The organism is Rhodopila sp. (genome assembly GCF_965277165.1).
Taxonomy (GTDB): Bacteria; Pseudomonadota; Alphaproteobacteria; order Acetobacterales; family Acetobacteraceae; genus Rhodopila.
The window spans coordinates 1,649,604-1,662,875 of the sequence record NZ_CBDICE010000005.1 but is presented as its reverse complement, the minus strand read 5'-3'; the positions used below and the strand labels follow the sequence as shown (position 1 = coordinate 1,662,875).

Here is a 13,272-nt window from a genome sequence, read left to right as displayed (position 1 = left end):
ATAGTGTGACGGGACGGCGGATGACAGGGGACCTTGAAAGGAGTACGCGGCCGATGGCGCAACCGAGCCAGACCGAAATCGGCCAGACCCAAAGCAACCTGACCGGGCCCAGCGGAGCCGAATCCAGGGAGGCGGGGGACGCGGCGCTGGTGCTGTTTTCCGGCGGACAGGATTCCGCCACCTGCCTGGCTTGGGCGCTGGCTCGCTACGATTTGGTGGAAACCGTCGGCTTTCGCTATGGCCAGCGCCATGCCGTGGAACTGGCATGCCGCGAGCCGATCCGGACGGCGCTGGCATCGCCTGGGCTGGGGGCCGATCACGTGGTGGAACTGACGGCAACGATTGCCGGGCTTGGGCAGACGGCGATGACCGCGGACGTGGCAATCGAGATGGACCAGGGCGGCCTGCCGAATACCTTCGTGCCCGGGCGCAACCTGCTGTTCCTGACCTGCGCCGCCGCGATCGCCTATCGCCGCGGGCTGCGCCGGATCGTCGCCGGGGTGTGCGAGACCGACTATTCCGGCTATCCGGATTGCCGCGACGACACGGTGAAGGCGATGCAGTTGGCGCTGAACCTGGGCATGCAGCGGCGCTTCGTGCTGGAGACTCCGCTGATGTGGCGCGACAAGGCGGCGACCTGGGCGTTGGCGTTCGAGTTGGGTGGCGATCGGCTGGTGGGGGTCATTCGCGAGAGCAGCCATACCTGCTATCTGGGTGATCGCACCAACCGCCACGAATGGGGCTTCGGATGCGGGACGTGCCCGGCCTGCCTGCTGCGAGCCCAGGGCTGGCGGCGGTGGATAGCGGATAGCGGATAGCGGATAGCGGACGCTAGACCAGTTCAGCATTGCTGCACATGCTGAACTGGTTTGTTTTGTCGTATGATTCTGGCGCCTTGGACATTCCGCCCAAGCCGCGATCATGCTCCGATCGGCGGCTTGGCGTGGATTTAGCTGACGGGAGATTTTGATGAAGACAGTTCTGGCCGCCGCCCTGCTGGCCTCGGGCGTAGCGGTGTCAGGTGCCTGGGCGGCCGAGGGGATCACGATCCGCACCGCGACCGCCGGGGAGTTGGCCGACACCTGCGCCGCCAACCCCAGAGAGCCGGCGGCGGACGCCAGGATCAATTTCTGCGAGGGCTTCGCCCAGGGCGCGATCGACGTCGAGATGCACCATGCCGGGGAGCATAAACTGTTCTGTTTTCCGCACCCGTCTCCGACGCGGGAGGAGACGATGCATCAGTTCGTGAGCTGGGTCCGGGCGATGCCCGATCGTCGCTCGATGCCGTCCGATGAGGGGTTGTTCAAGTTCCTGGCCGAGCGGTACCCGTGCAAGTAGGGTTGGCATGACCGACACCGTCGCGGTCACCTTCGACCTGCGTGCACCGCACCGCGCCGTCGTCGCCGAGGCGCTGGGGGACATGGCTTGGCCGGTGTGGCTCAGCGACCTTGACGATGCGGGCCGCGTCTCGGCGCTGCGCGAGGCCGCCGCCCTTCTGGCGCGCGACACCGGCAAGGATTTGCGCCCGCATGAGGCGGGGCAGATCCGGTCGGCACGGCTGGTGCAGTTCATCACCGCGGGCATCGACTTCGTGCCGCTGCATGCGCTTCCCGCCGGCATCGCGGTCGCCGGCAACGGCGGCGCCTATGCCGAACCAATGGCGGAGCACGGGCTGGCGATGGTGCTGGCGGCCAGCAAGCGGCTGCTGACCGAACATGCCGCGCTGGGGCGGGGCGAGTTCAACCAGTTTACTCGCAACCGCACCCTGGCGGGGCAGGTCTGCGGCATCCTGGGGTTTGGCGGCATCGGGGTCGCCACCGCGCGGCTGATGCGGGCGCTGGGGATGGAGATCCATGCGATCAACCGCCGCGGTCAGTCGGACGAGGCGACCGACTGGATCGGGTCGCTGGCGGATCTGGATTTGCTGCTGCGGGCGGCCGACGTGCTGGTCATCAGCACGCCGCTGACGCCCGCGACCAAGGACCTGATCGGCGCGCGTGAACTGGGGCTGATGAAGCCGGGCGCCATCCTGGTCAACCTGGCTCGCGGCGAGATCGTTCAGCAGGCTGCATTGTTTGCCCATTTGCAGGCGCATCCCGCGTTCTGGGCGTGTATCGATGCCTGGTGGACCGAACCGGTGCGGCATGGCGAGTTCCGCATGGATCATCCGTTCATGTCGCTGCCCAACGTGATCGGGTCGCCGCACAACTCCGCCTCGGTCCCGGGCATGACCGAGATTGCGCTGCGTCGGGCGGTGGCGAATATCCGCCGCGCGCTGGCCGGGGAGACGCCGCGTTTCGTGCTGACGCCGGAGCAGCGGATGAGTTAGGAACGGGGCGGCGCTCAGTCTACAACGCCGCGATCGCCTCGATTTCGATCAGGAATTCCGGCGCTGCCAGCGACGCCACGCCGATCAGTGTGTGTGGCGGCATTTTCGGGCCGAAGAACTCGCCGCGGATGGGCCCGTAATCGGCGCGGTAGCGCATGTCTGTGACGTAGGTCGTGACTTTGACGACGTTGGCGAGCGAGCCGCCGCCGGCCTCGATTTGCGCCTTCAGGGCTGCGAGTGCGGCATGTGCCTGCGCCTTGAAGTCGCCGGGATGGGCGCAGCTGCCGTTGGCGTCGTAATCGACCTGGCCGGCGATGAACAGCAAGGTCCGCGCATCCTCGACTTTGAGCGCCTGGGCGTAGATCGGTGGGTCGTAAACGCCCGGCGCGGCATAGGGTGAGAGTTTTGGCATCGGTTGCTCCTGGTTTGCGTGGTGGAGTCGTGCGTGGTCCTGGTGTTCGGAGTCCGAAGTTGGCCCTATCAGGCGAAACTCGGCCTCGCGAGCCTGGCGCCTTGTTTTCAGCGGCCTGCTCATCCCATGCGTTCGCCGCATACTGCGCCGAACTTCCAGCGCAGGACACTAACGGCTTGGCCGCTCCTGAGCGGCGGCTACTTGGATAGAAGGCCCGCCGTGGCCGGTCCAGACTAGGGTCGGTCGGTTGTAGCTGATCGCTGGCCGTCATCGCAAAATCGGGCCGCCCGGGAGGGCCTGACGTTTACCTGGAGGGAAGGTCGCTATCGGCGATGGGTGCCAAATGACGGCGCTGTCGGCTCGCCTCGAAGGCGGCGTGGCGCTGGCGGAGGTCGGCCAGGTCGCCCTGGTTGCCGACCTCGCGCTCTGCATCGGCCAGCACCAGATCGGCATGGCGACGCAGCGTCGCTACTCGGGCGGGAGCCTGCTCGCAGCCGGTCACCGCGGTCAGCACCTCCAATATTCGCAGCAGCACCGCGGTGCTGCCGGTGGCGTTCTGGCGGATCATGTGGAACATGCCGTCCGCCAGGCCGTCGTAATCGACCGCGGGGATGACCAGAACGACCCGGCCATGGCGCAACGATATCCCGGAGGCCAGGTGGACCGGCGCGATGTCGCATAGCGCGGCGCCCAAACGATCCAGCACCGCGATCGCGGTATGCGGGTCGTTGATTCCCGGCGACAAGGCTCGGACGGCGACCTCGACGAGTTGGCGGATGGCGAACTCCAGATCGACCGAGCTCACCCGGGTGGGTCCCAGGGCCGTCGCGGCGCGGATTGCGGCGTCGGCGCCGTCGATCGCTGGGGTCATCTCAGCGATCGGCGTGCCGGGAAAAACGTAGTCGCCGGGACGCACCAACAGTCGCAGCGTGGTTCCCTGCTCCGCTGCCCAATCGGCCAGCCCTTCGGGGTGCAGTTGCTGCAGGTAGCCGCGCCGGTCATCGACGACCGATACGATACTTTCCTGGGGTTCGTCCCAGATGTCGGCGGTGGGTGCCTGGGGTTGCGGCTGGTCGAAGGTCAATCGCTGGATCGCTGAACGGACGTCCTCACTGACCAGCTCGATGACCGTGTCAACGTTGATGCGCCCAGCCATGTGGCCGACGAAGAACACCAGGGTGCCGACGCATACGAACGCCAGCAGGATGCTGACGCTTAGCGATACGTGCGGGACGAATGCCCCCTCGCTTTCGGTCCGCACGCTTCGCAGCACCATCAGCGCGAAGCAGAAGGTTGCGAGAAAGGCGCCGAGCGTGAATTGGTTGCCACGGTCTCGGGTGAAATTGCGCAGCAGTCGTGGCCCCATCTGCCCGGCGGCGAGCGACAGGGCTGCGATGGTGATGGAGAACACCGTGCCGGCGACGCCGATGGTTGACGAGGCCACGGCGCCGAGCAGGGTTCGCGCGCCGGTGCCGCCTCCGTTGTAAAGCCAGGGGCTCTGGATCAACCAGGCCGGCACGAGGCCGCTGCGGTCCAGGTCGATCAGGCCAACCGCAAGCAGGATACCGGCCACGACCATCGCGGCCGGCAACAGCCAGAACTTTTCGCCAATATCGCTGAGCAATTTACGAAGATGTGCTTGCACAAGGCATCCAATCACGGCAGGCGAGGTTGGCACGAACGGCAAGATCGGGTGACCGGGTTGCCATGCTCGCAACCGGCGTGATGCTTGATCCCGCCTACCACAGGCGGACCATGAGCAATACCGGGAGCGGTTCGATGCGGCGCACGGGGGCAGTGAGCAGCGGCACCATGATACGGCTGGCGCTGTTGGGGTTGGTGCCGGTGGCACCGGTGCTGCACTATGGGCTGGGGGTGGCGCCGATCTGGATTTTCGTGACCGGGGCGGTGGGCGTGGGCGTGCTGGCCGACTGGATCCGCGCGGCAACCGAGCAGCTTGCCACGCATACCGGATCGGCGGTGGGGGGCCTGCTGTCGGTCAGCCTGGGCAGCGTGGCGGAGCTGCTGCTGGCGCTGTTCGTCCTGGCGCAGGGTCAGGCGGATGTGGTGCATGCTCAGATCACCGGATCGATCATTGGCACCAGCCTGCTGGGGCTCGGCCTGGCGATCGTGGTTGGCGGCGCGACGCGGGAGCGGCAGACGTTCAAGCGGGAGCGGGCCGGGCTGCTGTCGAGCCTGTTGATCCTGGTGGTGATCGCGCTGCTGCTGCCCGCGGTCTTCGACTTCACCGCGCGCCGGGTCACTCATAGCGGCGATGTTGGGGTCAGCGAGGAGTGGTTGAGCCTCGCGGTGTCTGGTGTGCTGCTGGTGCTGTACTGCGCCAACCTGGCCTATACGCTGGTGACGCACCGTGACGTCTTTGCCAGTGGCGAAGAGCCCGATGCGGGCGACGCCTGGGGGCTGTGGCCGTGCCTGGGGGTGCTGGCGGCGGCGACCGTCGCGGCGGCGCTGGAAAGCGAGCTGATCTCGGGCTCACTGGCCGAGGCGGCACGCACCTTGGGACTGTCGCCGACCTTCGTGGGGGTGATCGTACTGGCGCTGGTGGGAACCATTGCCGATCTGTTTTCGGCGGTGTGGTTCGCGCGGCAGGATCGGATGGGGCTGGTGATGACCATATGCATCGGGTCCGCCATCCAGATGGCTCTGGTGGTGGCGCCGCTGCTCGTGATTCTGTCCTGGCTGATCGGCATGCCGCTGACATTGGTGTTCAAGAACCCGTTGGACCTGTTCGCCATCGCCGGCGCCGCGTTCATCGTCAACACAATCGCCGGAGACGGCGAGACGACATGGTTCGAGGGTGTGCTGCTGGTGGGGGTCTATGTCGTGCTTGGGGTGGCGTTCTTCTTCGCGTGATGACAAGGCGTTCGCCGTCTCTCGTCTACAAGGGGATGTCGGGGACGCCTGCTGGATCGGCGCGGCAAGCCGGGATCATGTGCGAGCGGCGGTAGCGGGCGGCTTTGCCCAGCTTCATCATGGCAGGCGCGCGGCGCTCGATCGTCTGAAGCCGTTCGACCGGATCGTGGATTATTCGCCGCGCGAGCGGATGGGGGAGCTTCCGTTTACCCACGGTCGAACGCGGTGGGGCATGATGTTTCGCCGCGGCGCGTTTGGTATCGGGGTGTACGACTACCGGGCCATGGCAGAGGCGATGCGGTGGAATAAGGATTATGGGCCGCGCGGTCGTTACTCTCGTGTCAGCCTTTCGCGCAGCGCGGCACTGCTCTACGCGGCTCCGACCAGTCGCACGAAGGCGAGAAGCTGCGCCGGCTCGAGGTCGGACACGGCGATGTAGGTGAGGCCGCCGATTCGCCAGCGGACGATATTGAAGCCATCGCGGGTTTGCAGTTTCGGCGCCGCGTCGGACCGATCGGCCGAGACGAACGCGAACAGGTTGATCACGTGTTTGTCGCGGCGGGAGACGATCGCGGCGGCGCGGTAATCCAGTCGCGCGCCGATCAGCGGAAAGCCTTCGGGCGGTGCTGGGCACTGCCAGGATCAGCCTGGTGTCGACGGCCTCGCCGCTGGCCATTGTCGATATTCCGCTGGCCGGTTGAAGCAGGAGGCTGTCATGCGTGCAATGGTTCGATGCGGTGTTCTGCTGGCCTGCCTGATCGTACCGGCGGCCGCCCAATCGGGCGGAGCGGCCGGGGTCCGGATCGACAATTTCACCTTCGGTCCGCAGGTGGTGGTGGACAAGGGCACCGCGGTGACCTGGACCAACCAGGACGACATCCCGCATCTGGTAGTCCTGAGCGCGATCGGAGTGCGGTCAAAGGCGCTGGATACCGATCAGTCGTTTACATATCGGTTCTATAGCGTCGGAAGGTTCGCCTATGTTTGCGGGCTGCATCCGCAGATGCGGGGCGAGATCGTGGCGAAATAGGCTTGCGAGCCGGACGCTCGCGCCGACTGGCCGGTGCGGGCGGCCGGTGCGGGCCGGTTCGAGTTGGGCGGCCGATGCTATCCGGTCCAGGCCACCGGCAACTCGGTCAGGCCGCGCAGCACGAAGCTTGGGCGCCATTTGGGGTTGTCGGGGTCGGTCAGGCGTAAATCCGGCAGCCGGCGCAGGATGGTTTCGAATACCACCGCCGCCTCGATCCTTGCCAGTTGCGCGCCAAGGCAGAAATGGATGCCACCGCCGAACGACAATGGGCGGAGGTCCTTGCGGGTGATGTCGAAGCGTTCGGGATCGTCGAACATCGCCGGGTCGCGGTTGACGCCGCCGACCAGCGCCACGACGATATCGTTCCGCGCCAGCGCGACGCCGCCCAGCTCGACCGGTTCGGATGCGGTACGGCCGACCGCCTGCACCGGGGACTCGAAGCGCAATACCTCCTCGATGGCATTCGCCACCAGGGTGGGGTCATCGCGCAGGATGCGCCATTGTTGGGGATGGCGCAGCAGCGAATGGAAGCCGTTGCCAATCAGGTTGACGGTGGTTTCGTGGCCGGCGGCGAACAGGAGACTGACATTGGCGCGCAGTTCGGCGGTGGTGAGCCGGTCCCCGGCTTCCTCGGCCTGCACCAGTTGGGTGATCAGGTCGTCCCGCGGATCGCGTCGCCGCTGTTCGAACAGGGCCTCGAAATAGGCGCTGGATTCGATGCTGCCGGCGTTGGCGCGATCGAGTTCGGCGCGGGTGGGCGGTGTCGGGTTGAGCAGGGCGCCGCCGGAGCTGGACCCGGTGACGAAGCGCTGGCGGTCGGCCTCGGGGATACCCAGCAGCTCGCAGATCACCAGCACCGGCAGCGGGAACGCCAGGTCGCGGATGGCGTCCATGCCACCGCGTTCGGCGACCTTGTCGACCAGGCGGTCGGTCAGTTGCTGGATGCTGTCGCGCAGGGCCTCGATCCGGCGGGCGGTGAACGCCTTGGTGACCAGGCCGCGCAGGCGGGTGTGGTCGGGCGGATCGCGCATCAGCATCATGTGGGTGAGTTCGACGACGGCGGGTTCCGCCATCGCGGTCGGGCCGAAGCGGCGCACCATCGCCTCGGGATCGTGGTAACCCCGCCCGAAGCGCTTGTCGCGCAGCAGGGTGGCGGTATCCTCGTAGCGGGTGAGGAACCAGCGGCCGAGCGGGGCCTTGAACACCGGGGCGGTGGCGCGCAAGTGGCGGAACACCGGGTATGGATCGGCGAGGAAGGCTGGATCGCGGAAATCGAACGGTTGCGGGGCGGACGGTTGCGGGGCGGCGGCGGACATTGACTATTTCCCGAGTTTGCGCGGCAGCATGTTTAACTTATCACAACCGCCAGCGCGCGACATTTCCCATCGCAGGTCCGCGGGCTTGAATCGCGAGTCGGGACGGCGATCTTGAGGATCGATCGCCCTGCCCTGCCCGCTGGTCGCGTGTGCGACCCATTGCATCGGAACAGCCCTTGCCCAATCCCGCGCCGACCGGCATCAACCCGACGATGACCAATCAAACGCCGAAATTGCGCATTCGCGGCCTTTACAAACGGTTCGGCGCCAAGCGCGTGCTGGACGGGGTGGACCTCGAGGTGCCCCAGGGGACGTCACTGGTGGTGATCGGCGGGTCGGGGTCGGGCAAGTCGGTGCTGCTGAAATGCGTGCTTGGCCTGATCGAGCCGGACGACGGGGTGATCGAGATCGACGGGCGCGACATCCTGAAGCTGCCGCGCGGCGAACGCGAGGTGATCCGGGCCAAGATCGGCATGCTGTTCCAGAACGGCGCGCTGTTCGACAGCCTGCCGGTGTGGGAGAACGTCGCCTTCGGCCTGATCGCCCGCCATAACGCGACGCGTGCCGAGGCTCGGGCTCGGGCCGAGGACTTTTTGGGCCAGGTCGGGCTGGCCGCCGGGGTCGGCGATCTGTCGCCGGCGGAGTTGTCGGGCGGCATGCAGAAGCGCGTGGCACTGGCGCGCGCGATCGCCTCGCAGCCCGACATCATGTTCTTCGACGAGCCGACCACCGGGCTGGACCCGATCATGGGGGCGGTGATCGATGGGCTGGTGGTGGACTGCGTGAAGCGGCTTGGCAGCACGGCGGTCGCGATCACCCACGACATGGCGAGCGCGCGGCGGATCGGCGACCAGGCGGCGATGCTGCTGAACGGGCGCATCATCTGGGCGGGGCCGGCGCGGCAACTGATGGACAGCGGCAATGCGGAGGTCGATCAGTTCACTCATGGCCGGCGTGACGGGCCGATCCAGATGGAGCTGCGGCGCTGATCCGAGCGGCGGGGCTGATCATCGCCGGTTTGCTGTTGCCGGCGGCGGCTGGGGCGGCGACGGGGGCCGATGCGCCGACGCAGTTGGTCGGCTTGTTCCTGCAAGGCTGCCTGCGGTTCGCCGGCCATCCGGCGGCGCTGCGCGACTGGGCGCGCGGCAACCGGCTGGCGGCGCTGCCGGAGCAGGGTCGGGCGGCTTTCCTGCACGGCGCGCCGGGGCAGGCGTTCGATGCCTCGGCGGCGGGAATCAAACTGGTGCTGGTGTCCTCGGACGACGGGATTTGTTCGGCGGTCACTGATCAGGCGAGGCAACAGCCGCTGACCGATGCGCTGGAGGATGGGCTGCGTCAGGCCGGGCTGCGGTTTCGACTGGTGATCGAGCGCGACGACAAGGTGTTCAGCGCGATCCATGACCGTGAGTACCTGGCGGCCGAGGGCAGCCATGGCTGGCGGATCCTGCTGGCGGCGGTCAGGGGAGATCGCGGCGGCGAGGCGATGTTGACGGCGGCGCCGGAGTAGGACGCATCGTGGTGCCGCCGGGCTGGGCCGCTAGCGGGGTGGCTGGGTATCTGCCACGCTGGGGCGAAACCGTTTCACGGCGAACCAAGGAGCGCCCATGACCGAAACCACCCAGCCGAACCGCAGCGCCCGGGATGCGGTTGCGCCTGTTCGGTTCCTTGCCGGGGTCAAGATCGTCGATCTGACTCAATTCGAGGCGGGGCCGTCCTGCACCGAGGCGCTCGCGTGGCTGGGTGCCGATGTGGTCAAGATCGAGAATCCGAAGATGGGCGATCCTGGGCGGCGGCTGCGGCCGGGGCAGCCGGATAACGATCCGTATTACTTCCACGTGTTCAATGCCAACAAACGCTCGATCACAGTCAATCTGAAGTCACCGAAGGGATTGGCGGTCGTGAAGGACATGCTGGCCCATGCCGATGTCTGCATCGAGAACTTCGCGCCCGGCGCGATCGAGCGGCTGGGCCTGGGCTATGACGTGGTGCGCGGGCTGAACCCGTCGATCATCTATGCCCAGGTGAAGGGTTTCGGCGAGGGGAGTCCATACGAGAAGAACCTGGCGTTCGACATGATCGCGCAGGCTTGCGGCGGCACCTTCAGCGTCACCGGCGACGCCGACGGGCCGCCAACCCGGCCCGGCATGTCGCTGGGCGATACCGGCACGGGGATGACCATGGCGATCACCATCCTGGGCGCGCTGTATCAGCGCCGGCAGTCCGGGCAGGGCTGCCGGCTGCAGGTGGCGATGCAGGACGCGATCATGCACTACATGCGGATCAACTTCGCGACCCAGGGTTTGACCGGGGCCGCCGCCAAGCGCGGCGGCAGCAAGGTCCCCGGTATCAGCAACGCGCCGATGGGGCTGTATCCATGCGCTCCGGGCGGGCCGAACGACTACGTTTACATCATGACCAGCCGAGCCAATCCGGATCATTGGGACCGGTTGTTGAAGGTGGTCGGGCGCGAGGACCTGATCGGCGATGACCGCTACGCCTCGCCGGCCGACCGGGTGCTGCGCGAGGCCGAGGTTGACGCGATCATTGCCGGGTGGACGCGGACCCACGACAAGCACGACGCGATGCGCGCGGTGGGCGAGGCAGGGATCCCGGCAGGGGCGGTGCTGGACACTATGGAACTGCAAAACGACCAGAGTTTCGAGGATCGCGGCATCATGCAGGTGATGCGTCATCCGCTGCACCGCGATTTCAAGATGCCGGGCTGGCCGGTGCGCATCGACGGCAAGCCGCCGGCGCTGACCGCGTCCCCGGTGCTGGGTGAGCACACCGGCGCGGTGCTTGACGAATGGCTGGGATTGAACGCCGAGGCGGTCGCGGCGCTGCGGGCGGACGGCGCGGTTTAGCTGCGGTTGGTCGTTAGCGTGCTATGCTGCACCTGCGCAGGAGGATCGCATGCCACCACGGCTAACCCGTGAGGAATTTCACCGCTGGGCCGAAGGGCGGACCGGTCGATACGAACGGGTGGGCGGCGAACCGGTGGCGATGTCGCCGGAGCGTGTTCAGCACGTCCGGATCAAGAGCCGGGTCTGGGCCGCGCTGGATCGCGCGATCAGAGCCGCGGGCCTGGACTGCGAGGCACTAGCGGACGGGGTGACGATCGAGGTGGATGAGGAAACCGATTACGAGCCCGACGCGGTGGTGAATTGCGGACCGCGTCTGTCGCCCGATGCCACCTCGGCGACTAATCCGGTGGTGGTAGTGGAGGTGCTGTCACCCTCGACCCAGTCGGTGGACAGTGGCGAGAAGCTGGCCGACTATTTCCGGGTCGCGACGATCCAGCACTATCTGGTCGTGCGCGCCCGGCGGCAGGAGATCATCCATCACTGGCGATCTGGCGACGAGATCGTTTCGTGTCCGATAAATCTCGGTTTGATCCGGCTGGATCCGCCGGGCATCGTGCTGGACGTGGCCGAGCTTTATGGCGGGGAGGCAGGCCCGTCATCGCCGCGATGAGGATCCGGGCCGGTCAGTCTGGTTTCGCAAAGCTTCGTTCCAACGCTTCCTGGTCGGCGTTCAGCAGGTCATCCAGACTGACCGGACAGATCGCAGGCTGTTGGGCGCCGGGCAGTCCGTCGATCCGCGCGCCCGCGCACTGTTTCAGTGCCCTGCCATACAGCGCAGCGAGATCGATCGACTGCTGCATCGACGGCGCGAAACGCTGCTGTGCGTCGGATTGGAAAGAGATGACCTCCTGGCGCCAGTGCGAAGCGGCGGGACTGTCGGGCCAACCTTGCAGTTTCAGCAGATGAACCAGCATCAAACGCAGGTAACTCCGTACGGCGTTGAGTTCGGACAAACCCACGTCCTCGATCTCCCGAACAACGTGGTCCCAATCCAGGTCGTTCACTCGTTCCCCGCGCGCGAGGCGGCGCAGCAGGTCAGCCTGGTGCCTGGACCAAGCAACGATATCAGTCTCATAAAGACCATCCGGCATGGGTGATGGGTAGCCCATTCGTCGCCGAAATGCCAGCGGCGCGCGGCGCGGCCCTTGCCGGTTCGGGGAGATGATGGTCACCTCGGGTCACGCAGCAAGCCACGGGGAACCGCCGATGCCCACCGCGACCACGTTCCGCGCCGACACGCGTGCCTGGCTGGAGCAGAACTGTCCGCCGGCGATGCGCAGCTTCATGCCGGAGAACGAGCAGGTCGCCGGCGGCAAGACGGCGCACTACGTGCGGCCGGAGCAGAAGCAGTGGCTCGATCGGATGGCGGCGGTTGGCTGGACCGCGCCGACCTGGCCCAGGCAATACGGCGGCGGCGGTCTATCGAGCGACGAGGCGCTGATCCTGGAAGAGGAAATGCAGCAACTGGGATGTCGTGCGCCGCTGCGCGGCATGGGCCTGTCGATGCTGGGGCCGGTGCTGCTTGAATACGGCACCGAACAACAGCGCCAGACTCATATCCCGCCGATCATCCGCGGCGAGATCCGCTGGTGCCAGGGCTACAGCGAGCCGGAGGCCGGTTCGGACCTTGCCAGCCTGCGCACGCGGGCGGTCCTGCAGGGCGAGCACTTCCTGGTCAACGGCCACAAGATCTGGACGTCCAACGCGCACCGTTCGGATTGGATCTTCTGCCTGGTGCGCACCGACCCGACGGCGAAAAAGCACGATGGCATCAGCTTCCTGCTGATCGACATGGGCGATCCCGGAGTGCGGGCTCGGCCGATCCGGCTGATCAGCGGTGCCTCGGTATTTTGTGAAACCTTCCTGGAAAACGTCCGCGTGCCGGCCACCCATCTGGTCGGCCAGTTGAACAAAGGCTGGACCATCGCCAAGCGACTGCTGGAGCACGAACGCAAGGGCATCGGCGGCATCTCGGCGCGCAACGCGGCCAGGTTCGAGATTTCGCTGGAGGCGGTGGCCAAGCAATTCGCCGGCGAAGCGGACGGCAGGATCGCCGACCCGATCTTGCGCGACCGCGTCGCCGCCTATGCGATGGACGCGCACGCCTTCCAGTTGACCCGCCGGCGTGCCGCCGAGGAAGCTGATTCCGGCGCCGCGCCAGGTCCGCTGTCGGCGATGTTCAAGCTGCAGGGCACCGAACTGAACAAACGGCGCTATGAAATGCTGCTGGAGGCCGAAGGCTTCCAGGGCCTGGGCTGGGAGGGCGAAGGTTTCAGCAGCGATGAACTTCGTTTCACTCGTGAATGGCTGCGGTCCAAGGCGAATTCCATCGAAGGCGGCACATCCGAGGTGCAGTTGAACATCATCGCCAAGCGCGTGCTTGGGCTGCCGGATTAGGCTTTGATCGGCGACACCATGATTGCGACCGACTGACGCAAAGGCTTAGT

General features: G+C 66.5%; 15 protein-coding genes. 10 read left to right on the top strand and 5 right to left on the bottom strand.

Annotated features, from left to right (window positions below; genetic code table 11):
- The first annotated feature begins 53 nt into the window (after positions 1–53).
- From queC to ACQY4Y_RS08365, 3 genes are all read left to right on the top strand, one after another.
- On the top strand, positions 54–818 hold the full coding sequence (gene queC / locus ACQY4Y_RS08375; protein ID WP_428490091.1) for a 7-cyano-7-deazaguanine synthase QueC: 765 nt from the start codon (positions 54–56) through the stop codon (positions 816–818).
- A gap of 151 nt (positions 819–969) precedes the next feature.
- A complete protein-coding gene (locus ACQY4Y_RS08370) occupies positions 970–1,338 on the top strand; it encodes a Rap1a/Tai family immunity protein (RefSeq protein ID WP_428490090.1) in 369 nt (122 codons plus the stop codon).
- 7 nt (positions 1,339–1,345) lie between these two features.
- Positions 1,346–2,329: an NAD(P)-dependent oxidoreductase gene (locus tag ACQY4Y_RS08365; protein ID WP_428490089.1), complete on the top strand. Its 984-nt coding sequence runs from the start codon at positions 1,346–1,348 to the stop codon at positions 2,327–2,329.
- Between the two features lie 19 nt (positions 2,330–2,348).
- Here ACQY4Y_RS08365 and ACQY4Y_RS08360 read toward each other — a convergent pair whose 3' ends face one another.
- Positions 2,349–2,741, bottom strand: a complete 393-nt coding sequence (locus tag ACQY4Y_RS08360) for a RidA family protein (RefSeq protein WP_428490088.1) — start codon at positions 2,739–2,741, stop codon at positions 2,349–2,351.
- 304 nt (positions 2,742–3,045) lie between these two features.
- Positions 3,046–4,386 (bottom strand): DUF2254 domain-containing protein, encoded by a 1,341-nt coding sequence (locus tag ACQY4Y_RS08355; protein ID WP_428490087.1) that lies wholly within the window; start codon positions 4,384–4,386, stop codon positions 3,046–3,048.
- A gap of 134 nt (positions 4,387–4,520) precedes the next feature.
- Here ACQY4Y_RS08355 and cax point away from each other — a divergent pair, with 134 nt between their 5' ends.
- On the top strand, positions 4,521–5,615 hold the full coding sequence (gene cax / locus ACQY4Y_RS08350; RefSeq protein ID WP_428490086.1) for a calcium/proton exchanger: 1,095 nt from the start codon (positions 4,521–4,523) through the stop codon (positions 5,613–5,615).
- A 369-nt stretch (positions 5,616–5,984) separates the two neighbouring features.
- On the opposite strand, the gene ACQY4Y_RS08345 is transcribed toward cax, so the two are convergent.
- Positions 5,985–6,161 carry a hypothetical protein gene (locus ACQY4Y_RS08345; protein WP_428490085.1) on the bottom strand — a complete coding sequence of 59 codons (177 nt, stop codon included), beginning with the start codon at positions 6,159–6,161 and terminating at the stop codon, positions 5,985–5,987.
- A 169-nt stretch (positions 6,162–6,330) separates the two neighbouring features.
- On the opposite strand from ACQY4Y_RS08345, the gene ACQY4Y_RS08340 reads away from it, so the two are divergent.
- Positions 6,331–6,645: a cupredoxin domain-containing protein gene (locus ACQY4Y_RS08340; protein WP_428490084.1), complete on the top strand. Its 315-nt coding sequence runs from the start codon at positions 6,331–6,333 to the stop codon at positions 6,643–6,645.
- A gap of 77 nt (positions 6,646–6,722) precedes the next feature.
- Here ACQY4Y_RS08340 and ACQY4Y_RS08335 read toward each other — a convergent pair whose 3' ends face one another.
- Positions 6,723–7,961, bottom strand: coding sequence for a cytochrome P450 (locus tag ACQY4Y_RS08335; protein ID WP_428490083.1), 1,239 nt, complete (start codon positions 7,959–7,961; stop codon positions 6,723–6,725).
- A 212-nt stretch (positions 7,962–8,173) separates the two neighbouring features.
- Here ACQY4Y_RS08335 and ACQY4Y_RS08330 point away from each other — a divergent pair, with 212 nt between their 5' ends.
- The 4 genes from ACQY4Y_RS08330 to ACQY4Y_RS08315 all read left to right on the top strand — a co-directional run bounded on the left by ACQY4Y_RS08330 (position 8,174) and on the right by ACQY4Y_RS08315 (position 11,435).
- Positions 8,174–8,950 carry an ABC transporter ATP-binding protein gene (locus ACQY4Y_RS08330; RefSeq protein ID WP_428490762.1) on the top strand — a complete coding sequence of 259 codons (777 nt, stop codon included), beginning with the start codon at positions 8,174–8,176 and terminating at the stop codon, positions 8,948–8,950.
- A gap of 29 nt (positions 8,951–8,979) precedes the next feature.
- On the top strand, positions 8,980–9,468 hold the full coding sequence (locus ACQY4Y_RS08325) for an NMCC_0638 family (lipo)protein (RefSeq protein ID WP_428490082.1): 489 nt from the start codon (positions 8,980–8,982) through the stop codon (positions 9,466–9,468).
- A 97-nt stretch (positions 9,469–9,565) separates the two neighbouring features.
- Entirely contained in the window at positions 9,566–10,825 is a 1,260-nt protein-coding gene (locus ACQY4Y_RS08320) for a CaiB/BaiF CoA transferase family protein (RefSeq protein WP_428490081.1), read from the top strand.
- Between the two features lie 49 nt (positions 10,826–10,874).
- Positions 10,875–11,435 carry a Uma2 family endonuclease gene (locus ACQY4Y_RS08315; protein WP_428490080.1) on the top strand — a complete coding sequence of 187 codons (561 nt, stop codon included), beginning with the start codon at positions 10,875–10,877 and terminating at the stop codon, positions 11,433–11,435.
- A 13-nt stretch (positions 11,436–11,448) separates the two neighbouring features.
- On the opposite strand, the gene ACQY4Y_RS08310 is transcribed toward ACQY4Y_RS08315, so the two are convergent.
- The gene (locus ACQY4Y_RS08310) at positions 11,449–11,916 is read right to left on the bottom strand and encodes a DUF29 domain-containing protein (protein ID WP_428490079.1); all 468 of its coding nucleotides are present in this window, start codon (positions 11,914–11,916) and stop codon (positions 11,449–11,451) included.
- Positions 11,917–12,031: 115 nt separating this feature from the next.
- Here ACQY4Y_RS08310 and ACQY4Y_RS08305 point away from each other — a divergent pair, with 115 nt between their 5' ends.
- Positions 12,032–13,222: an acyl-CoA dehydrogenase family protein gene (locus ACQY4Y_RS08305; RefSeq protein WP_428490078.1), complete on the top strand. Its 1,191-nt coding sequence runs from the start codon at positions 12,032–12,034 to the stop codon at positions 13,220–13,222.
- Positions 13,223–13,272 lie beyond the last annotated feature (50 nt).

What these genes read in the sequence shown, in the direction of transcription:
- ACQY4Y_RS08360 (WP_428490088.1), bottom strand. Translation starts at nt 2,741, where the DNA reads ATGCCAAAACTCTCACCCTATGCCGCGCCGGGCGTTTACGACCCACCG.
- ACQY4Y_RS08330 (WP_428490762.1), top strand. Translation starts at nt 8,174, where the DNA reads ATGACCAATCAAACGCCGAAATTGCGCATTCGCGGCCTTTACAAACGG.
- ACQY4Y_RS08305 (WP_428490078.1), top strand. Translation starts at nt 12,032, where the DNA reads ATGCCCACCGCGACCACGTTCCGCGCCGACACGCGTGCCTGGCTGGAG.
- ACQY4Y_RS08310 (WP_428490079.1), bottom strand. Translation starts at nt 11,916, where the DNA reads ATGCCGGATGGTCTTTATGAGACTGATATCGTTGCTTGGTCCAGGCAC.
- cax (WP_428490086.1), top strand. Translation starts at nt 4,521, where the DNA reads ATGCGGCGCACGGGGGCAGTGAGCAGCGGCACCATGATACGGCTGGCG.
- queC (WP_428490091.1), top strand. Translation starts at nt 54, where the DNA reads ATGGCGCAACCGAGCCAGACCGAAATCGGCCAGACCCAAAGCAACCTG.
- ACQY4Y_RS08365 (WP_428490089.1), top strand. Translation starts at nt 1,346, where the DNA reads ATGACCGACACCGTCGCGGTCACCTTCGACCTGCGTGCACCGCACCGC.
- ACQY4Y_RS08315 (WP_428490080.1), top strand. Translation starts at nt 10,875, where the DNA reads ATGCCACCACGGCTAACCCGTGAGGAATTTCACCGCTGGGCCGAAGGG.
- ACQY4Y_RS08335 (WP_428490083.1), bottom strand. Translation starts at nt 7,961, where the DNA reads ATGTCCGCCGCCGCCCCGCAACCGTCCGCCCCGCAACCGTTCGATTTC.
- ACQY4Y_RS08320 (WP_428490081.1), top strand. Translation starts at nt 9,566, where the DNA reads ATGACCGAAACCACCCAGCCGAACCGCAGCGCCCGGGATGCGGTTGCG.
- ACQY4Y_RS08340 (WP_428490084.1), top strand. Translation starts at nt 6,331, where the DNA reads ATGCGTGCAATGGTTCGATGCGGTGTTCTGCTGGCCTGCCTGATCGTA.
- ACQY4Y_RS08370 (WP_428490090.1), top strand. Translation starts at nt 970, where the DNA reads ATGAAGACAGTTCTGGCCGCCGCCCTGCTGGCCTCGGGCGTAGCGGTG.